General features: G+C 66.9%; 20 protein-coding genes and 1 pseudogene. 13 read left to right on the forward strand and 8 right to left on the reverse strand.

Annotated features, from left to right (window positions below):
- Positions 1 to 406: 406 nt before the first annotated feature.
- Positions 407 to 1,532: pseudogene (locus tag EET13_RS01595) on the reverse strand (sigma-70 family RNA polymerase sigma factor).
- Here EET13_RS01595 and EET13_RS01600 point away from each other — a divergent pair.
- The 4 genes from EET13_RS01600 to EET13_RS01615 are packed head-to-tail and all read left to right on the forward strand — an operon-like array spanning position 1,480 to position 5,749.
- Positions 1,480 to 2,340, forward strand: coding sequence for an alpha/beta hydrolase (locus EET13_RS01600; RefSeq protein WP_122440649.1), 861 nt, complete (start codon positions 1,480 to 1,482; stop codon positions 2,338 to 2,340). The pseudogene EET13_RS01595 and the gene EET13_RS01600 overlap by 53 nt on opposite strands.
- 36 nt (positions 2,341 to 2,376) lie before the next feature.
- Positions 2,377 to 3,126, forward strand: coding sequence for a DUF2786 domain-containing protein (locus EET13_RS01605; RefSeq protein ID WP_122440650.1), 750 nt, complete (start codon positions 2,377 to 2,379; stop codon positions 3,124 to 3,126).
- A complete protein-coding gene (locus EET13_RS01610; RefSeq protein ID WP_122440651.1) occupies positions 3,123 to 3,644 on the forward strand; it encodes a TIGR04338 family metallohydrolase in 522 nt (173 codons plus the stop codon). Before EET13_RS01605 ends, EET13_RS01610 begins: the two co-directional genes overlap by 4 nt.
- 35 nt (positions 3,645 to 3,679) lie before the next feature.
- A complete protein-coding gene (locus EET13_RS01615) occupies positions 3,680 to 5,749 on the forward strand; it encodes a beta-glucosidase (protein WP_122440702.1) in 2,070 nt (689 codons plus the stop codon).
- Between the two features lie 34 nt (positions 5,750 to 5,783).
- Here EET13_RS01615 and mymT read toward each other — a convergent pair whose 3' ends face one another.
- Positions 5,784 to 5,930, reverse strand: coding sequence for a copper-binding metallothionein MymT (gene mymT, locus EET13_RS01620; protein ID WP_041803348.1), 147 nt, complete (start codon positions 5,928 to 5,930; stop codon positions 5,784 to 5,786).
- Between the two features lie 139 nt (positions 5,931 to 6,069).
- Here mymT and EET13_RS01625 point away from each other — a divergent pair, with 139 nt between their 5' ends.
- Entirely contained in the window at positions 6,070 to 6,726 is a 657-nt protein-coding gene (locus tag EET13_RS01625; RefSeq protein ID WP_122440652.1) for an O-methyltransferase, read from the forward strand.
- Positions 6,727 to 6,737: 11 nt separating this feature from the next.
- On the opposite strand, the gene EET13_RS01630 is transcribed toward EET13_RS01625, so the two are convergent.
- A complete protein-coding gene (locus tag EET13_RS01630) occupies positions 6,738 to 7,724 on the reverse strand; it encodes an NAD(P)H-dependent flavin oxidoreductase (protein WP_122440653.1) in 987 nt (328 codons plus the stop codon).
- A gap of 32 nt (positions 7,725 to 7,756) precedes the next feature.
- Positions 7,757 to 9,451 carry a dihydroxy-acid dehydratase gene (gene ilvD / locus EET13_RS01635; protein WP_122440654.1) on the reverse strand — a complete coding sequence of 565 codons (1,695 nt, stop codon included), beginning with the start codon at positions 9,449 to 9,451 and terminating at the stop codon, positions 7,757 to 7,759.
- Between the two features lie 124 nt (positions 9,452 to 9,575).
- On the opposite strand from ilvD, the gene ricR reads away from it, so the two are divergent.
- The 4 genes from ricR (at position 9,576) to EET13_RS01655 (ending at position 13,047) form a co-directional block, all read left to right on the forward strand.
- Positions 9,576 to 9,866 (forward strand): copper-sensing transcriptional repressor RicR, encoded by a 291-nt coding sequence (gene ricR, locus EET13_RS01640; protein WP_036395929.1) that lies wholly within the window; start codon positions 9,576 to 9,578, stop codon positions 9,864 to 9,866.
- Positions 9,867 to 10,008: 142 nt separating this feature from the next.
- Positions 10,009 to 11,277 carry an MFS transporter gene (locus EET13_RS01645; protein WP_122440703.1) on the forward strand — a complete coding sequence of 423 codons (1,269 nt, stop codon included), beginning with the start codon at positions 10,009 to 10,011 and terminating at the stop codon, positions 11,275 to 11,277.
- Between the two features lie 119 nt (positions 11,278 to 11,396).
- Positions 11,397 to 12,419, forward strand: coding sequence for a L,D-transpeptidase (locus tag EET13_RS01650; protein WP_122440655.1), 1,023 nt, complete (start codon positions 11,397 to 11,399; stop codon positions 12,417 to 12,419).
- Positions 12,420 to 12,564: 145 nt separating this feature from the next.
- Positions 12,565 to 13,047: a MarR family winged helix-turn-helix transcriptional regulator gene (locus tag EET13_RS01655; protein WP_122440656.1), complete on the forward strand. Its 483-nt coding sequence runs from the start codon at positions 12,565 to 12,567 to the stop codon at positions 13,045 to 13,047.
- Between the two features lie 297 nt (positions 13,048 to 13,344).
- On the opposite strand, the gene EET13_RS01660 is transcribed toward EET13_RS01655, so the two are convergent.
- From EET13_RS01660 to EET13_RS01670, 3 genes are all read right to left on the reverse strand, one after another.
- Positions 13,345 to 14,031 carry a class I SAM-dependent methyltransferase gene (locus EET13_RS01660; RefSeq protein ID WP_122440657.1) on the reverse strand — a complete coding sequence of 229 codons (687 nt, stop codon included), beginning with the start codon at positions 14,029 to 14,031 and terminating at the stop codon, positions 13,345 to 13,347.
- Between the two features lie 284 nt (positions 14,032 to 14,315).
- Positions 14,316 to 14,711, reverse strand: a complete 396-nt coding sequence (locus EET13_RS01665; protein WP_211189007.1) for an anthrone oxygenase family protein — start codon at positions 14,709 to 14,711, stop codon at positions 14,316 to 14,318.
- A gap of 187 nt (positions 14,712 to 14,898) precedes the next feature.
- Positions 14,899 to 15,642, reverse strand: a complete 744-nt coding sequence (locus tag EET13_RS01670) for an NAD(P)-dependent oxidoreductase (RefSeq protein WP_122440658.1) — start codon at positions 15,640 to 15,642, stop codon at positions 14,899 to 14,901.
- Between the two features lie 279 nt (positions 15,643 to 15,921).
- On the opposite strand from EET13_RS01670, the gene EET13_RS32525 reads away from it, so the two are divergent.
- The 4 genes from EET13_RS32525 to EET13_RS01690 all read left to right on the forward strand — a co-directional run bounded on the left by EET13_RS32525 (position 15,922) and on the right by EET13_RS01690 (position 19,715).
- Positions 15,922 to 16,422 carry an SDR family oxidoreductase gene (locus tag EET13_RS32525; RefSeq protein ID WP_122440659.1) on the forward strand — a complete coding sequence of 167 codons (501 nt, stop codon included), beginning with the start codon at positions 15,922 to 15,924 and terminating at the stop codon, positions 16,420 to 16,422.
- Entirely contained in the window at positions 16,386 to 16,754 is a 369-nt protein-coding gene (locus tag EET13_RS32530) for a Rossmann-fold NAD(P)-binding domain-containing protein (RefSeq protein WP_342212270.1), read from the forward strand. Before EET13_RS32525 ends, EET13_RS32530 begins: the two co-directional genes overlap by 37 nt.
- A gap of 127 nt (positions 16,755 to 16,881) precedes the next feature.
- Entirely contained in the window at positions 16,882 to 17,469 is a 588-nt protein-coding gene (locus tag EET13_RS01685) for a TetR/AcrR family transcriptional regulator (protein ID WP_122440705.1), read from the forward strand.
- Positions 17,466 to 19,715: a molybdopterin-dependent oxidoreductase gene (locus EET13_RS01690; protein ID WP_122440660.1), complete on the forward strand. Its 2,250-nt coding sequence runs from the start codon at positions 17,466 to 17,468 to the stop codon at positions 19,713 to 19,715. Before EET13_RS01685 ends, EET13_RS01690 begins: the two co-directional genes overlap by 4 nt.
- 37 nt (positions 19,716 to 19,752) lie before the next feature.
- On the opposite strand, the gene EET13_RS01695 is transcribed toward EET13_RS01690, so the two are convergent.
- A complete protein-coding gene (locus EET13_RS01695; protein ID WP_244603719.1) occupies positions 19,753 to 21,747 on the reverse strand; it encodes a M13 family metallopeptidase in 1,995 nt (664 codons plus the stop codon).
- Positions 21,748 to 21,749 lie beyond the last annotated feature (2 nt).

Genomic DNA, 21,749 nt, shown 5'->3' on the forward strand with positions numbered 1-21,749 from the left:
CGGAAAGCCCGCCCACCCCGGCGACACGGGCAGGCTAAACACACCCCAAGCCCAAAAATAGCTACCGCTCAGCACTTTTCGTGGCTCAGCGCCCCCGAACCCCACCGGCGCGAAAAATCGAGGCTAGAACCGCCTCAGTGGAGCGCCGGACTGAGGGCGGATCGTGGCGACATCCCTTCGGCCTGTGGCCGGGGTCAAAGCCACGATCTGCCAGGTGTACTCGGCAGCGCCCGTAGCTGTTGCCGCCCGACGGCCTTCGGGGCCGAACTCGCATCCCGGGGTATAGGACGCGGCGGTGCCGGGCACGAAGAATTCCTCGGCGACCTAGCACACGCTGCCGATGTCGAAGGCGCCCAACAGCAGCGGCTTACCGGGGAGCGGCGAGACGACGGCCATCACAGCGTCATCACAGCGAGGGCGGCAGACCGAACTTCGGGAACAGCGAGCCGTCGAGGAAGGCCACCACATGCGACACCCGGCCGTCGACGACGTCAAGCACATGTAACTGAAACGGCATGTGCAACTGACCCGCACGCATGTACATGGCCGCGGCGGGCTGGCCGTTGGCCACCAACGGGAGCATGCGCATATCACCGGGCGATTCAGCGGGACATTGCTGGTGAATGAGCGTGATGATGTCTTGCGCGCCGCGGTACCAGCCGAGGTAGGGTGGCATCTCCCAGATCGCCTCGGCGGTGAACAGCTCCACCAGCCGGTCGATGTCGTAGGTCTCGAACGCGGCGATGTAGCGGGCCAGCAAGTCCTGGGCCTGCGGCGAATCCGGCGCGCTCAACCGGTCTTCGGCGCTGGGGCGCACGGTCTCCAGTTGAGACCGGGCCCGCTGCAGCAGGCTGTTGACGGCGACGGTGGTGGTGCCGATCGCCTCGGCCACTTCGGCAGATTTCCATTGCAGCACATCGCGCAACAACAACACCGCACGTTGGCGGGGCGACAGATGTTGCAGCGCGGCCACAAAGGCCAAGCGGACCGATTCGCGCGAGCCGACGATGACCGAAGGATCCGCCGGGTCGTCCGTCAGCTCCGGCAGCGGTTCGAGCCAGGGCACCTCACCGCGCTCGGCCAACTGCGCCGTCGGATCGGAACTGGATGTCCCCAGGCCCGTCGGCAACGGCCGGCGTTGCCGGCCGTCCAGGGCGCTCAGACAGGTGTTGGTGGCGATCCGATGCAGCCACGTCCGTAGTGACGACTTGCCCTCGAACCGGTCGTAGGCCTTCCACGCCCGCAGCAACGTCTCCTGCACCAGATCCTCGGCATCGTGCAGCGAACCGGTCATCCGGTAACAGTGCGCCAGCAGTTCGCGCCGATAGGGCTCGGCGCGGGCGGTGAAATCACCACCGAGGTCATTGTCCTGTGCCAGCAGCCCCACCCCGACGAGCCTACGCAGCGCCTCCGACACCCGCCCCGGGAGCCGTCATGCCGCGCATAGGCAATACGTGAACAGGCCGTAAGCTGCCCGTAATGAACGCGACGCGCACTGAACGGAACTTCGCCGGTGTCGGAGGGGTGGACATCGTCTATGACGTCTGGACGCCCGACGCCGAACAAGCCGAAGCCAAAGCCGCGCCCACCGCGGTCGTCGTGCTGGCCCATGGTCTGGGCGAGCATGCCCGCCGTTATGACCATGTGGCGCAACGGTTCGGCGCGGCCGGGCTGGTTACCTATGCGCTGGACCACCGGGGCCACGGCCGCTCGGGCGGCAAACGGGTGCTGGTCCGCGACATCTGCGAATACACCGCCGACTTCGACACCCTGGTCGGCATCGCCACCCGGGAAAACCCCGGCCTCAAGTGCATCGTGCTCGGGCACAGCATGGGCGGCGGGATCGTGTTCGCCTACGGCGTGGAACGTCCGGACAATTACGACCTGATGGTGCTGTCGGCGCCGGCGGTGGCGGCGCAGGATCTGGTGTCGCCGGTGGTGGCGCTGGCCGCCAAGGTTCTCGGCGTCGTGCTGCCGGGTCTGCCGGTCCAGGAGCTCGACTTCACCGCCATATCCCGTGATCCGCAGGTGGTGGCGGACTACCAGAACGATCCGCGGGTGTACCACGGTCGGGTGCCGGCCGGGATCGGCCGGGCGCTGCTGCAGGTCGGCGAGACCATGCCGCGGCGGGCACCGGCGCTGACGGCGCCGCTGCTGGTGGTGCACGGCACCGCTGACCGGCTGATCCCCATCGAGGGCAGCCGGCGCCTGGTCGAATGCGTGGGATCCACCGATGTCGAGTTGAAGGAGTACCCCGGCCTCTACCACGAGGTCTTCAACGAGCCGGAGCGCGAGCAGGTGCTCGACGACGTGGTTGGCTGGATCGCCAACCGCCTCTGAACCGAATTGTCATACCGCTGCAGTAGTTTGGCCGCCATGACCGACGACAAGATGCTGGCCCGCATCGCCGCCCTGCTGCGACAGGCCGAAGGCACCGACAACCCGCATGAAGCCGACGCGTTCCTGTCCGCCGCGCAGCGGCTGGCCACCGCGGCGTCCATCGACCTGGCGGTGGCGCGGTCCCATTCGGCCAACCGTTCGGCCGCGCAATCGCCGACCCAGCGCACCATCACCATCGGGACGGCGGGTGCCCGCGGGCTGCGTACTTACGTGCAACTCTTCGTGCTCATCGCCGCGGCCAACGACGTGCGCTGCGACGTCGCGTCGAATTCGACCTTCCTCTACGCCTACGGGTTCCCCGAGGACATCGACGCGACCCACGCGCTGTACGCCAGCCTGGTGGTCCAGATGGTCCGGGCTTCCGATGCCTACCTGGCCTCCGGTGCCCACCGGCCTACGCCGACCATCACGGCCCGGCTCAACTTCCAGCTCGCGTTCGGGGCCCGAGTTGGCCAGCGGTTGGCCGAGGCCCGCGAACAGGCCACACGCGAAGTCACCGCGGACCGAGGCCGCGCGCCGGGCACCGCTATCGCGTTGCGGGACAAAGATATCGAGTTACGCGACTACTACCGTGGCGCGTCCCGGGCGCGCGGCACCTGGCAGGCCCACCGGGCCACGGCCGGATATTCGTCGGCGGCGCGGCGCGCCGGTGACCGGGCCGGGCGCCAGGCGCGGCTCGGCCAGAGCCCCGAGCTGCCCGGTGCGCGCACCGCCGTGGACCGGTGAACCGGGCGGACTCGTCGGACCGCGACTCCCAACGGGCCAGGGTCTATGCGGCCGAGGAGTTCGTCCGCACCCTGTTCGACCGCGCCGCCGAACACGGATCGCCCAGCGTGGACTTCTTCGGGACACGGCTGACGTTGCCGCCCGAAGGACGCTTCGCCTCGGTGACCTCGGTGCAGCGCTACGTCGACGACGTGCTGGAGCTGCCGGCGGTTCGCGAAAGCTGGCCGGCGGCACCGCCGTTGCGGGTGCGCGCACGCCGCGCCGCCACGGCGGCGCACTACGAAAATCGCGACGGCGCCGGCACCATCGCCGTGCCGGACCGCGACACCGCCGGCTGGGCGATGCGCGAGCTGGTCGTGCTCCATGAAGTCGCCCATCACCTGTGCCGGGTCCCGCCGCCACACGGGCCGCAATTCGTGGCGACGATGTGCACGTTGACCGAACTGGTGATGGGACCCGAACTGGGCTACGTATTTCGGGTGGTCTACGCCAAGGAGGGTGTGCGGTGGACGGACTAGACCCCGACATCCGGGCCCGCCACGTCGAGTCCCAAATGACCGACGACGAACGCTTCGCCCTGCTGGTCGGGGTCATGGGCGCCGGGGACTGGTGGCCGCTGCGCGACGAGCGCATTCCGCCGGAGGTGCCCATGAGTGCTGGGTATGTGCCCGGCATTGCGCGGCTCGGGGTTCCGGCGCTGCGGATGAGCGATGCCGGCCTGGGCGTCACCAATCACGGTTACCGTCGGGGTGATACGGCGACGGCGCTGCCGGCCGGGCTGGCGCTGGCCGCCGGGTTCGATCCGGCGCTGGCCCGGGCCGCCGGCGAGGTGATCGGACGGGAGGCCCGCAACCGCGGGTTCAACGTCCAATTGGCCGGCGCCATCAACCTGGTTCGCGACCCGCGCAACGGCCGCAACTTCGAATACCTTTCCGAGGACCCGCTGTTGAGCGCCACCCTGGCCGCAGAACAGATCATCGGCATCCAGCAGCAGGGTGTCATCTCCACGACCAAGCACTATTCGCTGAACTGCAATGAAACCAACCGGCACTGGCTCGATGCCGTCATCAATCCCGACGCGCACCGCGAATCTGACTTGCTGGCCTTCGAGATCGCGATCGAGCGCGCCCAACCCGGCGCGGTGATGGCGGCATATAACAAGATCAACGGTGACTACGCCGCCGCCAACACTGTCCTGATCAATGACGTGCTAAAGGGTGCCTGGGGATTCCGCGGCTGGGTGATGTCGGATTGGGGCGGCACACCGGGCTGGGAGTGTGCGCTGGCCGGCCTGGACCAGGAGTGCGGCGCGCAGATCGACGCGGTGCTGTGGGGGGCGGAGGCATTCGGCGACCGGCTGCGGGCCGCCTACATCGACGGCCTACTACCCAAGGAGCGGCTGTCGGACATGGTCCGGCGAATCCTGCGTTCGGTGTTCGCTGTCGGAATCGATCGGTGGGAACCCGTGGCTGCACCGGATATGGAGGCGCACAACGCGATTGCCCTGCAGATCGCCCGACACGGCATTGTGCTGCTGCAGAACCGGGGGCTGCTGCCGCTCACGCCGGGGCCAAGTGCGCGCATCGCCGTCATCGGCGGCTGCGCGCAGGTCGGCGTGCCGGCCGGCTACGGCTCCAGTGCCGTTGTGCCGCCGGGCGGTTATGCGAGCGTGATCCCAATCGGCGGGTCCGGACTGCAAGCTGGCTTGCGTAATCTTTACCTGATGCCGTCGAGCCCGCTCGAGGAGCTGACGCGGCAGTTCCCGGACGCGCAGATCGAGTTCGATCCCGGCATCAGCCCGGCAGAGGCGACGGCGGCGGCGCGCCGCGCCGATATCGCGATCGTGTTCGCGATCCGAGCCGAGGGGGAGGGCTTCGACAACGCCGACCTGTCGCTGCCGTGGGGCCAGGACGCGGTGATCACCGCGGTGGCGGCCGCAAACCCGGACACCGTCGTGGTGCTCGAGACCGGCAACCCGGTGGCCATGCCCTGGCGGGACCGCGTCAACGCCATCGTTCAGGCATGGTATCCGGGCCAGGCGGGCGGTCTGGCCATCGCCGAAGTCCTTGCCGGACAGATGAATCCGTCGGGACGGCTGCCGATCACCTTCCCGGCCGATCTTGGTCAAACTCCACGCCCGGAGTTGCCCGCTGAGCCGCCGGGGACACCGACCACCATCGGCTACCACGAAGGCGCCGATGTCGGTTATCGCTGGTTTGCCCGGACCGGGCAGGTCCCAATGTTCGCCTTCGGTCACGGCTTGTCTTACACCAGCTTCGAGTATTGCGACCTGGCGGTGACCGGTGGTGACACCGTGAGCGTGAGCTTCAGCGTTGTCAACACCGGTGACCGCGGCGGGTCGGACGTCCCCCAGCTGTACCTGACCGCCATACCCGGTGCACAACGGTTGCGCCTACTGGGTTTCCAGCGAGTCGAGCTGGAGCCGGGTCAGGCGGTCCGGGTGCGCATTCAAGCGGATCCGCGGCTGCTGGCCGGTTATGACGGCGGTGCCGGCCGGTGGCGCCTCACGCCCGGTCGCTATGCGGTTGCGGTTGGCGCATCGGCGGTGTCGCTGACGTTGACGGCGGAGGTGGAGCTGGCCGGTCGTGCGTTCGGCCGATGAGCACGATGACCCGAACGCACGACCGGCTGTCCGCTTACTGGACCGGGACCAACTCGTCGCCGCAGGTGCAGCGGTAAGGCTCGCCCGCGCCGGAGCAGTGGCAGGGAACCTCGATGCGGACGCGACAGCCACAACCCTCGTGGCCGCAGGTCAACTCTGTTCCAGCCTCATGGGTCGCCATGAAATCACCTTCGTTCAGATCGGGGGACTTCCGTCCCAAGCGGATGACCACAACCACTATATACCCCATACGGGTATCTGGTAAACACCCGAGACGGGCGGGTCGGGAACCTGTACCGCACCGGACTAGCGTTTTCGATATGTCCCAACCGTCCCCGCATGACATCGACAGCTTTCTGGACAGCACACTGATCGGCGACGACCCGGCATTGTCCGCGGCGGTGGCGGCCAGCAACGCCGCCGGCCTGCCACGCATCGCCGTCTCGGCGCAGCAAGGCAAGTTTTTGTGTCTGCTGGCCGGTGCCATGCAGGCGCGCCGCATCCTCGAACTCGGCACGCTGGGGGGATTCAGCACCATCTGGCTGGCCCGCGGCGCGGGCCCGCAGGGGCGGGTGGTGACGCTCGAATACGAACCCAGGCACGCCGCCGTTGCCCGGGCAAACCTGCAGCGCGCGGGTGTGGCCGATCGGGTGGAGGTTGTGGTCGGGGCGGCGCTGGAGACCCTGCCGACGCTGACCGGCGATCCGTTCGATCTGGTGTTCATCGACGCCGACAAACAGAACAACGCAGCCTACCTGGAATGGGCCGTCCGGTTGGCCCGGCCCGGCGCACTGATCATCGTGGACAACGTCATTCGCGACGGGCAGGTGCTGTCGGCGGAATCCGATGACGCCAGGGTGGCAGCGACGCGCGCAACCCTGCAGCTGATGGGACGGCACCCGCACCTGGACACCGCGGCGATCCAGACGGTCGGCGCGAAGGGCTGGGACGGATTCGCCATAGCCGCCGTTCGATAGCGCTATCCGGGCTATCGGGGGCTCAAGCCTTTGACCGCCTGCGCGGCCGAAGTGACCTCGCCGATGCGCAGCGCGGTCTCACCGGCATACAGGGCGGCCCGCTCCACCCACGAATCGGGCATCTCGGCGACCGGAGCCAGCGGAGTGAACAGCGGACGGCCCGGCGACTGCAGTCGCAGCAGGGCGCCGGCGTCGAAGTACCCCAAGGCGGAGAGCGGGCCGCTGATGGTGTTGAAGATCGCCGGCACTGGCTTGGCCATGCCGTCGTCGCGGCACCAGCGCCGGGTGGCGGCGTTGGGCAGTACGCGGTGGCGCAGCGGCCAGCTGAAGCCGAACAAGTTGGTTTCGATTGTCTTGCCGGCGTCGACGATTCGCTGTTGATATGCGCGGTTTGCGTTTGCCTCATGAGTCATCAGGAACCGCGTTCCGGCGACCACCCCGCTGGCGCCGGCCGCCAGGGCCGCGCTGGTGTCGGCGCGGTCCGCGATGCCCCCGGCAACGAACACTGGCCGCGGCCCGGCCGCCGCCAGAGCCTGGGGCAGGAACTTTAGTGTGGGCACGGTCCCGACGAGGTGCCCGCCGGCTTCGCGGCCCTGGGCGATCAGCCCGTCGGCGCCCCCGGTGACCGCACGCCGAGCCTGCTCCTGGGTGCCGACCATCACGAAGACGAGGATGCCCGCGGCGCGCAGGTGGTCGATGAGTCCCCGCTTCTCGCCGAACGCCAGCACGACGACGTCCACCCGCGCCCGAACGCACACCTCGACATGATGGCGGTGCAGGAAGGGCAGCAACAGATTTACGGCCACGGCGCGACCCGGAGCCGCGGCTCGCATCTGATCGATGGCGCTGCGCAACTGGCGGGGGGTGACCAGCCCGAGTGTGCCCAGGCCGCCCGCATTGGCGACCGCGGCCGCCAGCGCAGCGCCGGCGATCCCGCCGCCCATACCCGCCTGGACGACCGGAACGTCGAGCCGCAGCCGGTCGAGGATGTCAGCCATTGGACAATCCAACGCCTCCGTGCCCGATGTGGCTACCCGCAGACCGCGCCGCCGGCGGCGGAGCCGACCAGCTTCACGTATTTGGCCAGGACGCCGGTCCGGTAACGCGGCGGTGGCGGACTGAAATCCGTTTGTCGGGAGGCGAATTCGTCCGGATCGGTGAGCACGTCGAGCGTGCGGGTACAGACGTCGAGCCGGATCCGGTCGCCGTCGCGCAGGAAGGCGATCGGCCCGGCGTCGACGGCTTCGGGGGCGATGTGGCCTACGCACAGGCCGGTGGTGCCGCCGGAGAACCGGCCGTCGGTCAGCAACAGCACGTCCTTGCCCAGTCCCGCACCTTTGATCGCCCCGGTGATGGCGAGCATCTCCCGCATACCGGGCCCGCCCTTGGGTCCCTCGTACCGGATCACCACGGCGTCGCCCTTGGTGATGGTGCCGTTCTCGAGGGCGTCCAATGCGGCCCGCTCGCCGTCGAAAACCCTTGCCACGCCTTCGAATACCTCGGAGTCGAAGCCGGCCGTCTTGACCACCGCACCCTCCGGTGCCAGCGATCCGCGCAGAATGGTGATCCCTCCGGTCGGGTGGATGGGGTTGTCCAGCGCGCGCAGTACTTTGCCGTCCGGGTCCGGCGGGGCAATGGCGGCCAGGTTCTCCGCCACGGTCTTTCCGGTCACCGTCAGGCAATCGCCATGCAGCAGACCGGCATCCAGCAGCGCTTTCATGACCACCGGCACCCCGCCGATGTGGTCGACGTGAGACATCACATGCCGGCCGAACGGCTTGACGTCGGCCAGGTGCGGCACCTTCGACCCGATCCGGTTGAAGTCGTCCAGCGCCAGCTCGACGTCGGCCTCGTGGGCGATGGCCAGCAGGTGCAGCACCGCGTTCGTTGAGCCGCCGAACGCCATCACCACCGCGATCGCGTTCTCGAAGGCCTGTCGGGTCAGGATGTCGCGGGCGGTGATGCCGCGGCGCAGCAGCTCGACGACGGCCTGGCCGCTGCGGCGGGCGAACCCGTCGCGGCGCCGGTCAGTGGCCGGCGGTGCGGCGCTGCCCGGCAACGACATGCCCAGCGCCTCGGCGGCGCTGGCCATGGTGTTGGCGGTGTACATGCCCCCGCATGCGCCCTCGCCCGGACAGATCGCCCGCTCGATGGCGTCGACGTCCTCCCGGCTCATCAGCCCGCGTGCGCACGCCCCGACCGCCTCGAAGGCGTCGATGACGGTGACCTCCCGCTCGCTGCCGTCGGAGAGCTTGGCCAGCCCCGGCAGGATCGAGCCCGCGTAGAGGAAGACCGCCGCCAGGTCCAGGCGCGCGGCGGCCATCAGCATCCCGGGCAGCGACTTGTCGCAGCCGGCCAGCAGCACCGAGCCGTCCAGCCGCTCGGCCTGCATCACGGTCTCCACGCTGTCGGCGATCACCTCACGCGACACCAGCGAGAAGTGCATGCCTTCGTGTCCCATCGAAATGCCGTCGGACACCGAGATCGTGCCGAACTCCAGCGGATAGCCGCCCGCCGCGAACACCCCCTCCTTGACCGCCTTGGCCAACCGGTCCAGTGAAAGGTTGCACGGTGTGATTTCGTTCCATGACGACGCGACGCCGATCTGCGCTTTGGCGAAGTCCTCGTCGCCCATGCCTACCGCGCGCAGCATGCCGCGGGCAGCGGTCTTCTCCAGGCCGTCGGTGACGTCGCGACTACGGGGTTTGATGTCGGCTTCGGGCATCGTCCAAGTATGCTCGTGCCGCCCTACCTCATACCCCGCTAGGGTATAGGGTAGAATAACGGTTTTACGGTAGCCCGATCGGAGATTTCCACAGGATTGGGGCGTTCCGATCGTTGGGAGAATGATGACAACCGACTACGGGTATTCGCAGCAGAAAGACAACTATGCCAAGAGGCTGCGGCGCATCGAGGGCCAGGTGCGCGGTATCGCGCGGATGATCGAAGAGGACAAGTACTGTATCGATATCCTCACCCAGATCAGCGCCATCAACAGTGCCCTGCGATCGGTGGCGCTCAACCTGCTCGACGAGCACCTCAACCATTGCGTCACCCGCGCCGTTGCCGAGGGCGGCACCGAAGCGGACAGCAAGCTGGCCGAAGCTTCGGCGGCCATCGCACGGCTCGTTCGTTCCTGAGCACGTGGTAGTCGTGCGGGCGTGTTGACCCGCAATTGGTGTAAAGGCGCCGCGACGGTGCGTACGGTGAGTGCAGCGTGATCGTCGCGACGCACTACCGCGGTGCGCGGGCGATGCGCGAATGCCCACAGATGTCACCGCCATGACTGCCGAGACCCGAACCGTTGCCCCTGCCGCCGGACCGTGGACGCCGCGGATCGCCGCGCAGCTGGCCGTGCTGGCCGCTGCGGCCTTCATTTATGTGACCGCCGAGATCCTGCCGGTGGGCGCACTGTCGGCGATTGCCCGCAACCTGAACATCAGCATCGTCCTGGTCGGGACCCTGTTGTCCTGGTATGCGCTGGTTGCGGCTCTGACGACGGTTCCTTTGGTGCGCTGGACGGCGCACTGGCCGCGCCGCCGGACCCTGGTGGTTGCCCTGGTCTGTCTGACCGTTTCGCAGCTGATCTCGGCACTGGCGCCCAACTTCGCGGTGTTGGCGGCCGGAAGGGTGCTCTGTGCGGTCACCCACGGCCTGCTGTGGTCGGTGATTGCTCCGATCGCCACCCGACTGGTGCCGGCCAGCCACGCCGGACGCGCTACCACTTCGATCTACATCGGAACGAGCCTGGCGCTGGTGGTGGGCAGTCCGCTGACGGCCGTCCTGAGCCTGATGTGGGGCTGGCGGCTGGCAGCGGTGTGCATGACCGTTGCGGCGGCCACCGTGACCGTGGCGGCCCGGCTGTTGTTGCCCGAGCTCGTGCTCAGCGCGGCCCAGTTACAGCACGTGGGTCCGCGATCGCGCCATCACCGCAATCGGGCGCTGATCATCGTCAGTTTGATCACCATGATTGGCGTCACCGGCCATTTCGTCTCGTACACCTACATCGTGGTGGTCATCCGGCAGGTCGTCGGTGTGCACGGGCCGAGCCAGGCGTGGCTGCTGGCCGCCTACGGGGTCGCCGGAGTGATCTCGGTGGCTCTGGTGGCGCGCCCGCTGGACCGCCGGCCGAAGGGAGCGGTGATTTTCTGTGTCGCCGGCCTGACCGTAGCGTTCGTCGTGCTGACGGGGCTGGCTTTCGGCGGCGACCGCGCGCCGGTGACGACGTTGGTCGTCGGGACCGCGGCGATCGTGCTGTGGGGAGCAGCGGCCACCGCCGTGTCGCCGATGCTGCAATCCGCGGCGATGCGCAGCGGGGCGGACGACCCCGACGGGGCATCCGGGCTGTATGTGACGGCGTTTCAGCTGGGGATCATGGCCGGCTCACTGGCGGGTGGATTGCTGTACGAGCGGAGTGTGGCGTTGATGCTCACCGCATCAGCGATCTTGATGGGTGTCGCGCTGGTGGCGGTATCGGCGGCCCGACGCGTGTTCGAGGCCGCGGATGATGCGGCTTCCAAGACCGGCAGGCCAAGTTCACACCCTAGCTAACGCCGCAGGTCAACGGCGTGAATTGGATGGCTGACGCGGGTTCGGACGGCTTTGGAGCCGGAAAGTAGCCGCTGTGCTATGCCACACTGGGGTCCAGGATGTGACGGGAGGGATGAGATATGTCGCGCTGGACCACAGCCCGTATCAGCGGCAGCAGGGTCAGAAGGGTCAGCCTGTTCGCCGCGGTGAACGTGGCCGGGGCGGTTTCGGTGTTGGTGCTCGGCGCCGGTCCGGCCCTCGCGGACCCGGATCAGGTGCCCGGCGACCCCGGTGTGGTTGCACCTGGCGAACCTGCCGACCCGGCGGCTCCCGCGCCCGATCCCCTGGCACTGCCCCCGGCGGCCGACCCGCTAGCGCCGCCGCCGGACCCGCTGGCGGTACCGGTGGCTGCCGGGCCCGTCGCCGGGCAGGATCCGACACCGTTCGTCGGCGATCCGCCGTTTCGTCCGCCGACGTTCAATCCGGTCAACGGCGCGATGGTCGGGGTGGCCAAGCCGATCATCATCACCTTCCAGGTGCCCATCGCCGACCGTCCGATGGCCGAAAGTGCCATCCACATTTCGTCGATCCCACCGGTGCCCGGCAAGTTCTACTGGATGAGTCCGACCCAAGTGCGATGGCGCCCGCTTCAGTTCTGGCCGGCCAACACGGCGGTCAACATCGATGCGGCCGGCACCAAGTCGAGCTTTCGCACCGGTGACGCGTTGGTGGCCACCGCCGACGACGCCACCCACCAGATGACGATCACCCGCAACGGCGTGGTGCAGCAGACGTTCCCGATGTCGATGGGGATGTCGGCCGGTAACCACCAAACCCCGAACGGCACGTATTACGTGTTGGAGAAGTTCCCGACGGTGGTGATGGACTCCTCGACGTACGGGGTCCCGGTCAACTCCCCCCAGGGCTACAAGGTGACCGTTTCCGATGCCGTCCGCATCGACAACAGCGGCAACTTCGTGCACAGCGCGCCGTGGTCGGTGGGTGATCAGGGCAAGCGCGATGTCAGCCACGGCTGCATCAACCTCAGTCCGGCCAACGCCAAATGGTTCTACGACAACTTCGGCAGCGGGGACCCGGTGGTTGTGAAGAACTCCGTGGGGACCTACAACAAGAACGACGGCGCTCAGGACTGGCAGATCTAACCGTGTGTATTGCGTCCTGAGCGGGCGCGATCATGCCGTGCAGGTGGGCGCCGGTCACGTCGCACCGGATCAGTGGCGCAAGTCCATAGTCACTAACTTGATTATCATCAGTTATGACGATCCTGGCTGATGCTAGTCTTGCCCCATGGCCGGGCCCCCGTCAGGCATTACCGCTCTGGATGAGCGCATCGCATTTCTACTCTCACAGCTGGGGTCATACAGTGACGGGGAATTTCACCGCCGGCTGGCTCCCAGCGGCGTGGAACCCAGGGCCTACGCGGTTCTGATGGCGCTGGCGGCCGACGACGGCCAATCTCAACGGCAGTTGTCGGCGAGGCTGGGCATCCACCGCAACGTCATGGTGACCGTCATCGATGAGCTGGAGCGCAAGCGCCTGGTCAAGCGCCTGCGACACCCTGAGGACCGGCGAGCATTCGCAGTGACCCTGACCGACAAGGCCCGCCGGCTGCTCCCGGCCCTCGATGAATCCGGGCAAGCACTCGACGAGGAGATGTCTGCACCGCTGTCCCTGGCTGAACGCGACACCCTGCGAAAGCTGTTGCGGCGGATGGCTGCCGGAGCTGGACTCATCCCCGGCGTTCATCCTCGAATGTCTGAGCGCGGTTAACCGGCAGGCCGCTCACTTGCGCACCGCCATCCATACTGGCCTGGTCATCGGGTGGGTACCGACCGTCGGTGGTGCGCGCCAGTTGCGGCACAACAGTATTCGTTACAGCGGTCAGGGCCCCGGAACAACGATCGGGACCGTCAGTGCCCGAATGGCCCGCGTGAGCAGGGGTGTGCGGAATGCTGGTTACTCATGCGGCCCTCGCCAGTCAGCACGTCGGGGAATTGCCTTCCGGTGCTGCGCTTCTTGACTTCGCGGTCCTTCGATGTCGTTGCTGCCGGCGGAGGGGCCGTCTGACTACGGCAGGTGCGCGCTGAGTAGCCAGCCGGGAAGCGACTTGCGTCCCTTCGGTTCATCGCGCAGGTCACCGAGCGGCAGCGCGGAGAAGCTGTCCGGCAGATTGCCGTGCAGGCGAGCCGGTTTGATCTCGTCGATTGCCCAGTACCTGCCGACCAGCTCGCGCAGTTCTTCTTCGGTGACGGCGTTGGCCGGGCCGTCGGGCATACCCGCGCGGTCAAACACTAGAACGAAGTACGACGCTGCCGGTGCGGCTGCGCGAACGACCGATTGCAGATAACCCTCGCGCGCCTCGACCGGAAGCGAGTGAAACAGCGTGCTGTCGACAATGGTGCCGAAGCGGCCTTCGGACCCGGGTGGGTAGGCGGTGAAGTCGCTGATGTCGGCGACGGCGAACGTGGCATTGCTCAGCCCGCGTTTGGCGGCCTCGGCTCTGGCCAATTCGATGGCCGTCGGCGACAAGTCGAGCCCGACTGTGGTGTAGCCGAGTTGGGCAAGTTGCAGCGAGATCGCTGCTTCGCCGCAGCCGGCGTCGAGAATCTCGCCGTGGAACTTGCCCTGTTCGATCAGTGCGGCGAGTTCGGGTTGCGTTTCGCCGATGCTCCACGGCGGTTTGGGGCCAGACCCCAGGTTGGGCACCTCACCGCGGTATGCGGATTCGAACGTGAAATCTCCTGGTGTGGTCATGATTATCCTCCTCGCGATGTGGTGAACAGCCCCTGATGGTGGGCGACCCAGGCGACAAATGATTGAGCCGGGCGGCCCAAGATCGTGTGTCGACCTCTCGTGTTGCCGCAGCTGGGCCGGTCCACGGTGGCCCAGACGAGCGAGGTCAGCACCCGCTACGCAGGCCCCAAGGCCCGCGCTGTCGCGGGCGCGGGTCAGCCCTCGCACGGTGACGCCGGCGTCGGCAAGCACGGTGACAAGTGGACGCCCGATATTGCCGGCGGCGCCGGTGACCAGAATCGTTGTCATGATGTCGTCCTGCGCATCGGGAAACGGGGTGCCGTCGTCACCGCGGCCAACAGCAGGAATGCCAGCGCCGCGGTGGTGGTGCGCGCGGCATGGGCGAGCTGCCAGCGGTCGCGCACGCCCGACCAGTCGCTCGGTGGCGCCAGCACCGACCAACCTTGTTGCGCGTTGTTGATCGGGACGCTGATTGCCGCGCTGATCGCAGTCGCCGTCAGTAATAGCAGCAGCGCCACCAGCACCCACCGGCCGCCGCGGCCCCTTCGTCGAATCATGAACAGTGCCAACGTTGTTGCGGCTGCGATTGCCGGCACCAGCAGCACCGCGGCAAGGCCGCCGAGCCGGTCGAGCTCGATCAGCCGGACCTGGGCGTATACCGACGCCCCGGCAGCGCGCATACTGCTCTCCAAAGACAGCCACCGTGACCAGGAAACCGGCGAAAAGTCCGCTGAAGGACACCGCGACACCAGCCGACACTGACTCAAGCAGTCTCAACGATTTTCGATTCGGGGTGCCAACGGGGTCAGTGCCGTTGTGCAAGAAGCGGATATCGGATGATGCCGCCATCGCGTTGCCTCCTTGGTTTCACGCACTTCCGGCGCCGGCCTGACGTGGTGTTACGTCAGCGGAACGAGCCGTATTGCTCGACGAGGCTTCCCGGCGGATCATCTGCCACACCCTCGGAGTGTTCTCGGTGGTCGAGACAATGACGGTTTGGCCCACTGTGGACGAATCAGCGGTCAGCGCCACCAGATAGTCCGCCAGATCGATACGGGCGGTGAACGCGCCGACGGGTTCGATATCGCCGTATAGGTAGTGGGTTGGCGCGGCAAGGTCGAACAGACCCGAGGGGCGGACGATGGTCCAGTCGAGCCGGCTGCCACGCACGAGGGTTTCCATGCGCCGGATGTCGTCGTACACCGTCTTGCCGATCGTCTTGGTGATGATCGGCTCGATCAGCCGAATTGACATGGGTGCCGCCCGGCGCCGGGTGGGGTGCGCCGCGGTCGAGCTGACCACGACCAGGCGTGGCACCCCGGCGCCGCGCATCGCATCCGTGATCGCGCGGGTGCCGACCGAGTACGTGTCAACCGGCTCACGGGTGAACGACACCCCCAGCACCGAGACGACGGCGTCTGCGCCTTGCACAATCAGGCTGACCGCGGCCGCGTCCCGCGCATCGGCGGCGGCCACGGTCAATCCAGGTCCGGCGATTGGAAATTCGCGAGGGCGGCGGGTCACGGCGGTGACGCGGCGACCCGCCGCAAGTGCCAGGGCGGTCACGAGACGACCCGTCTGGCCGTTCGCCCCGAAGATCACCAGGTTCATCAGGCCTCACTTTTAATCATATTTAGTGATCATCATAATATATGATGATCTGGAGCAGTGCCAGTGTGGTTTTTTTTCGACGTGCATCATGGCGGCGACCCAATGGCCGCCCCGATCCCACAAGGTAGCTACCGCTTGGGCCGTGGGCGCCGGCGCTGAGTTACGCAACGGGATTGTCACTGGTCGTGATAATCGTCGCGCAGGAGTTATTGCGTGCGACGTCACACCGGGGGCGCAACACGCCATGGGCGGCTGTCCAGCCAACGGAAGGGATAGTCGATGATCCTGGTCACCGGTGCTACCGGCACCATCGGCGGCCCACTCGTCACGCGGCTGGCCGCCGACAACGTGCCGGCGCGTGCGATCGCCCGTCGGCCCGGTCAGGGTGGGCTGCCTCCCAACGTCGAATTCATAGCGGCTGATCTGTCGCGCCTCGACGCGATAAGGCCGGCACTGCGCGACGTCACCGCATTGTTCATCCATTCCAGAGCGGTCGGGGCCGCCGCGCCGGCGCTGCTACGACTTGCCGCTGCGCACGGAGTTGAACGAGTTGTTGTGCTGTCGGCGATCAACGTGGACGATGACCCGGCGCGCCAGCCAACGCGAGCCAACGGCGACCGCAACAAGGAAGTCGAAGGCGCGTTTGTCAACAGCGGCCTGCCGTGGGTAAGCGTTCGGGCGGGTTCGTTCGCTTTCAATATCAGCACCGTGTGGGCCGCTCAGATCCGCCCGGTGCGACGGTCGTGCGTGGCCTCTATGCCGACTTCGCCGAAGCACTGATTCACGAGCAGGATGTGGCCGCCGTTATCGCCGCGGCGTTGCGCGACGAACAACTGAACGGCCGGCGAATCCTGGTGACCGGCCCGCGGTCGCTCACCCACGGCGAAATGGTCACAGCCATCGGCGGGGTGGTCGGAAAACCGCTTCGCTACCAAGAACTTTCGATGCAGGAGGCGACCGAGCGGATGGTTTCCCAAGGAGTGCCCAGGGCATTTGTGACGGCGCTGATGGCACGCTACTCGCGTGAGGCCGGGCGGCGGGCGCTCGTGACCGGTGGAGGTCGAGCAGATTCTCGGTTGCCCTACGACGACGTACGCCGAATGGGTTCGTGACCACGTGGACCTCTTCAAAAGCTGACGCTGCAGGCAAAAATCCGGGGAAATCTCCGGTTGCCAATCCGGCCGGACCGCGTCTGCTCAAGGGTTCCATCTCGCCCCGATTATGTATATCATCATACATATGACGAGCCCCCGCGAACGGATGGTGGTTTCCGCCGCTCTGCTGATTCGCGAGCGTGGTGCGCATGCCACGGCGATCTCCGACGTGCTGCAGCACAGCGGCGCGCCGCGCGGGTCGGCCTATCACTATTTCCCGGGCGGGCGCACTCAGTTACTGTGCGAGGCCGTCGACTACGCCGGCGAGCACGTCGCGGCCATCATCGCGCAGGCACGCGGCGGCCTCGAACTGCTGGACACGCTGATCGGCAAGTACCGCGAGCAGCTGCTTGTCAGCGACTTCCGCGCGGGATGTCCCATCGCGGCGGTCTCGGTTGAAGCCGGTGAAGGCCCCGACAGCGAGCGGATGGCCCCGGTGATCGAGCATGCGGCGGCGGTGTTCGGCCGCTGGTCAGCACTGATCGCGCAGCGTTTTGTGGGCGACGGCATACCGGCCGGCCGGGCCAACGAGCTAGCGGTGTTTGCCACATCGGCTTTGGAAGGCGCTCTGCTACTGGCCAGGGCGCGAGGTGACATGACGCCGCTGGACGTGGTGCACCGCCAGTTGCACGACCTGTTATCGGCCGAGTTGCCGGAAGGGAGCCCACCATGACCACCACCGATTGGCAGCCCACCGCCTGCATCCTGTGTGAATGCAACTGCGGCATCGTGGTGCAGGTAGCAGACCGCACACTGGCCCGCATCCGTGGCGACAAGGCCCATCCGGCGTCGCGCGGTTACACCTGCAACAAGGCGCTGCAGCTGGACCATTACCAGAACAACAGTGGCCGGCTGACCTCGCCGCTGCGCCGCCGCTCCGATGGCACCTATGAGGCAATCGATTGGGATACCGCCATTGTCGAAATCGCCGACGGGTTCAAGCGCATCCGGGACGTCTACGGCGGCGACAAGATCTTCTATTACGGAGGCGGCGGTCAGGGCAATCATCTCGGCGGTGCATACAGTGGCGCATTCCTGAAGGCGCTGGGGGCGCGCTACCGGTCCAATGCCCTGGCGCAGGAAAAGACCGGAGAAGCATGGATCGATTGGCAGCTGTACGGCGGCCACACGCGCGGCGAATTCGAGCACGCCGAGGTATCGGTGTTCGTCGGTAAGAATCCGTGGATGTCGCAGAGCTTCCCCCGGGCCCGGGTGGTGCTCAACGACATCGCTAAAGACCCGGCCCGATCGATGGTCGTGATCGATCCGGTGGTCACCGACACGGCCAAGATGGCCGACTTTCATCTGCGAGTGCGGCCCGGCGCCGACGCCTGGTGTATGGCTGCGCTGGCGGCCATTCTGGTCCAGGAAAACCTTTACGACGAAGCATTTCTCGCCGAACGCGTAACCGGCGCCGACCCGGTGCTCGCCGTGCTGCGCGACGTTCCCGTCGCCGACTACGCGCAATGCTGCGGCGTGGACGAGGAGTTGCTGCGGGCGGCTGCGCGGCGGCTCGGCACCGCGGACAGCGTCGCGGTGTTCGAGGACCTCGGGGTTCAGCAGGCCCCCAACAGCACCCTGTGCTCCTACTTGAACAAGATGTTGTGGATCCTCACCGGTAACTTTGCGAAAAAGGGCGGACAGCATCTGCATTCGTCATTTGCGCCACTATTTAGCCCGGTCTTCGGCCGCACGCCGGTCACCGGCGCTGCTATTATCGCCGGACTGGTGCCGGGCAATGTCGTGCCCGAAGAGATCCTGACCGACCATCCGGACCGATTCCGTGCCATGATCGTCGAAAGCGCCAATCCTGCTCATTCCCTTGCCGACTCGGCCGCTTGCCGGAAGGCGTTCGCAGCGCTGGAATTATTGGTGGTCGTCGACGTCGCGATGACCGAAACCGCCCGGCTGGCCCACTATGTGCTGCCGGCGGCGTCGCAGTTCGAGAAGGCCGAAGCTACCTTTTTCAACTTTGAGTTCCCGCACAACTCCGTGCATTTGCGTCACCCGTTGCTGGAACCGCTGCCGGGAACGTTGCCCGAACCAGAAATCTGGGCGCGACTGGTCCGCGCGCTGGATATGGTCGCCGAGGCGGATCTGCGGCCGCTGCGTGCGGCGGCGCAGCAAGGTCGTCAGGCCTACACCGAAGCGTTCCTGACTGCGGTGGCGACCAATCCGGTTGTGGCCAAACTACTTCCGTATGTGCTCTACGAAACGCTCGGGCCGACGCTACCGGACGGACTGGCCGGAGCGGCCGCGCTGTGGGGGCTTGCCCAGAAGACGGCAATGGCCTATCCCGACGCCGTGCGGCGCGCCGGGCACGCTGACGGCAACGCGTTGTTCGACGCAATCCTGGCCAGCCGCTCCGGGGTCACCTTCACCGTGCACGACTACCAGGACGACTTCGCGTTGATCAGTCACGCCGATCACAAGATCGCGCTGGAAATCCCCGAAATGCTAGACGAGATCAGGTCGTTGAGAAGCGCCCCGGCGGTTTTGACGACGCCGGAGTTGCCGATCGTGTTGTCGGTGGGCGAGCGCCGCGCCTACACCGCCAACGACATCTTCCGCGACCCGTCCTGGCGTAAACGCGACGCCGACGGGGCGCTTCGAGTCAGCGTCGAAGACGCCCAAGTCCTGGGACTGACCGACGGCGGGCGAGCCCGCGTCACCACCGCGGCCGGCAGCGCGGAAGCGACCGTGGAGATCACCGAGACGATGCTGCCCGGACATGCCGCCCTGCCCAACGGCTTTGGGCTGGACTACACCGACGATGACGGCCGGGTGCACACCCCGGGTGTGGCTCCGAACGCGCTGACCTCGACGCGGTGGCGTGACCCTTATGCCGGAACACCGTGGCACAAGCACGTACCGGCGCGCATCGATCCTTGCCGAGCAGACGCAAAAGCGCCCGCTTAGCGGAGTGTCGGGGGGCTTTCGCGTCTGTTCGCGGGATCTAGTTCCAGATGCGGACGCGGTGCTGCGGTGCCAGGTACAGCGCATCGTGTTCGGTGACGCCGAAGGCATCATAAAAAGCGTCGATGTTGCGCACCACACCGTTGCACCGGAACTCCGGCGGGGAGTGCGGGTCGACCGCCAGCCGCCGAATCACTTCGGCTGCACGCGATTTGGTGCGCCACACCTGAGCCCAGCCGAAGAACACCCGCTGCACGCCGGTGAGGCCGTCGATGACGGGAGCGGGCTTGCCCTGCAGCGACAGCTGGTAGGCCAGTAGCGCGATGGACAGCCCCCCCAGATCGCCGATGTTCTCCCCGACGGTGAACGCGCCGTTCACGTGGTGCCCACCGTCCAGCCCGCGCGGCGCGTAGCGCTCGTATTGTTCGATCAACGTCGTGGTGCGGGTGCCGAATTCGGTGCGGTCGTCGTCGGTCCACCAGTCGACCAGGTTGCCGTCACCGTCGTACTTGGCGCCCTGATCGTCGAAGCCATGGCCGATCTCGTGTCCGATTACGGCGCCGATCCCTCCGTAGTTGGCGGCGTCGTCCGCCTCGGCGTCGAAGAACGGCGGCTGCAAAATCGCTGCCGGAAAGACGATTTCGTTCATTCCCGGGTTGTAGTAGGCGTTGACGGTCTGTGGTGTCATGAACCATTCGTCGCGGTCGACCGGGCCGCCCAGCTTGGCCAGCTCGCGGTCGTGGTTGACCGCATAGCCGCGCCGGAAGTTGCCGTAGAGGTCGTGACGGTCGATCACCAGCGCGGAGTAGTCCTTCCAGGTGGCCGGATAGCCGACCTTGGCGGTGAACTTGCTCAGCTTGGCCAGCGCCCGCTGCCGGGTCTGCGGCGTCATCCAGGCCAACTCGCTGATGCTGACCCGGTAGGCCTCTTGCAGGTTGGCCACCAGCGCGTCGATTCGGGCCTTGGCTCCTGGTGGGAAATGCCTTTGCACATAAAGCTTTCCGACCGCATCGCCCATCAGCGTCTCCACCAGGGCCACGCCCCGCTTCCAGCGGTCGCGGATCCGCTCGGCGCCGGTGAGCCTGCGGCCGTAGAACTCGAAGTCCTGGTCGACCAGATCGCGCGTCAGCCAGGGGGCCCGGGATCGGATCAACCGCCAGCGCGCCCAACACTTCCAGTCGTCGAGATTTTCGCTGTCCCACAGCGCCGCGAACGTGTGCAGGTAATCAGGCTGGCGAACTACCAATTCCGCTACGGCTTGCGGTGTAGTGCCCAGCGCGGTGATCCAGCCCGCCCAGTCGAACCCGGCGCCCTCGACCGCCAGGTCGGCAAAGGTGCGCAGGTTGTAGTTGAGCTCGGCGTCGCGGCGCTTGACGACGTCCCAGTGCGCGGCGGCCAGCTTGCTTTCCAATGCCACGATGCGGGCCGCGATATCGGCGTAGTCGGCCTGGTCTGCACCGTCGTCGCCGAACACCAGGCTGAACATCCGCGCGATGTGGCCGGGGTAGGCGGCCAGCACCTCAGCGTGCTGTTCGTCGCGGTAGTAGGACTCGTCGGGCAGGCCGATGCCGGACTGGGAGAAGTGCACCAGGTAACGGGTCGAGTCTTTGGAATCGGTGTCGACATAGAAGCCGATGCCACCGCCCATGCCGGTGCGTTGCAGCGCGCCGATGACGGCGGCCAGGGCGACCCGATCCGGCGCGCTGTCAATAGCGGTCAGCTCGTCGTGCAGCGGTTGCACGCCGCGGCGTTCCACCGCGTCCTCCTCGAGGAAGCTGGCGTACAGGTCGCCGATGCGCTGTTCGTCGGTTCCGGGCAGGGCGCCGGTCTTGCTGGCTTCGATGATCAGGTCGCGGACCTGCTCTTCGGCCCGGTCGAACAAGTGGCGAAACGCCCCATCGGTCGCCCGGTCGGCGGGTATCTCGTATTCCTTGAGCCAGTGGCCGTTGACGTGGCCGAACAGGTCGTCCTGGGGGCGGGCGGCGGCGTCGACGTGGCTCAGGTCGATTCCCGAGCGAATGGCCTCTACTGTCACCC

Source organism: Mycobacterium attenuatum, assembly GCF_900566085.1.
GTDB classification, from domain to species: domain Bacteria; phylum Actinomycetota; class Actinomycetes; order Mycobacteriales; family Mycobacteriaceae; genus Mycobacterium; species Mycobacterium attenuatum.

Excerpts from the sequence above, each read along its gene's own strand:
- EET13_RS01615 (WP_122440702.1), top strand. The coding sequence starts at position 3,680 with ATGACCGACGACGAACGCTTCGCCCTGCTGGTCGGGGTCATGGGCGCC.
- EET13_RS01605 (WP_122440650.1), top strand. The coding sequence starts at position 2,377 with ATGACCGACGACAAGATGCTGGCCCGCATCGCCGCCCTGCTGCGACAG.
- EET13_RS01650 (WP_122440655.1), top strand. The coding sequence starts at position 11,397 with ATGTCGCGCTGGACCACAGCCCGTATCAGCGGCAGCAGGGTCAGAAGG.
- EET13_RS01670 (WP_122440658.1), bottom strand. The coding sequence starts at position 15,642 with ATGAACCTGGTGATCTTCGGGGCGAACGGCCAGACGGGTCGTCTCGTG.
- ricR (WP_036395929.1), top strand. The coding sequence starts at position 9,576 with ATGACAACCGACTACGGGTATTCGCAGCAGAAAGACAACTATGCCAAG.
- EET13_RS32525 (WP_122440659.1), top strand. The coding sequence starts at position 15,922 with ATGATCCTGGTCACCGGTGCTACCGGCACCATCGGCGGCCCACTCGTC.
- EET13_RS01665 (WP_211189007.1), bottom strand. The coding sequence starts at position 14,711 with ATGCGCGCTGCCGGGGCGTCGGTATACGCCCAGGTCCGGCTGATCGAG.
- EET13_RS01625 (WP_122440652.1), top strand. The coding sequence starts at position 6,070 with ATGTCCCAACCGTCCCCGCATGACATCGACAGCTTTCTGGACAGCACA.
- EET13_RS01600 (WP_122440649.1), top strand. The coding sequence starts at position 1,480 with ATGAACGCGACGCGCACTGAACGGAACTTCGCCGGTGTCGGAGGGGTG.
- ilvD (WP_122440654.1), bottom strand. The coding sequence starts at position 9,451 with ATGCCCGAAGCCGACATCAAACCCCGTAGTCGCGACGTCACCGACGGC.
- EET13_RS01655 (WP_122440656.1), top strand. The coding sequence starts at position 12,565 with ATGGCCGGGCCCCCGTCAGGCATTACCGCTCTGGATGAGCGCATCGCA.
- EET13_RS01685 (WP_122440705.1), top strand. The coding sequence starts at position 16,882 with ATGACGAGCCCCCGCGAACGGATGGTGGTTTCCGCCGCTCTGCTGATT.
- EET13_RS01630 (WP_122440653.1), bottom strand. The coding sequence starts at position 7,724 with ATGGCTGACATCCTCGACCGGCTGCGGCTCGACGTTCCGGTCGTCCAG.
- EET13_RS01690 (WP_122440660.1), top strand. The coding sequence starts at position 17,466 with ATGACCACCACCGATTGGCAGCCCACCGCCTGCATCCTGTGTGAATGC.
- mymT (WP_041803348.1), bottom strand. The coding sequence starts at position 5,930 with ATGGCGACCCATGAGGCTGGAACAGAGTTGACCTGCGGCCACGAGGGT.
- EET13_RS01660 (WP_122440657.1), bottom strand. The coding sequence starts at position 14,031 with ATGACCACACCAGGAGATTTCACGTTCGAATCCGCATACCGCGGTGAG.
- EET13_RS01645 (WP_122440703.1), top strand. The coding sequence starts at position 10,009 with ATGACTGCCGAGACCCGAACCGTTGCCCCTGCCGCCGGACCGTGGACG.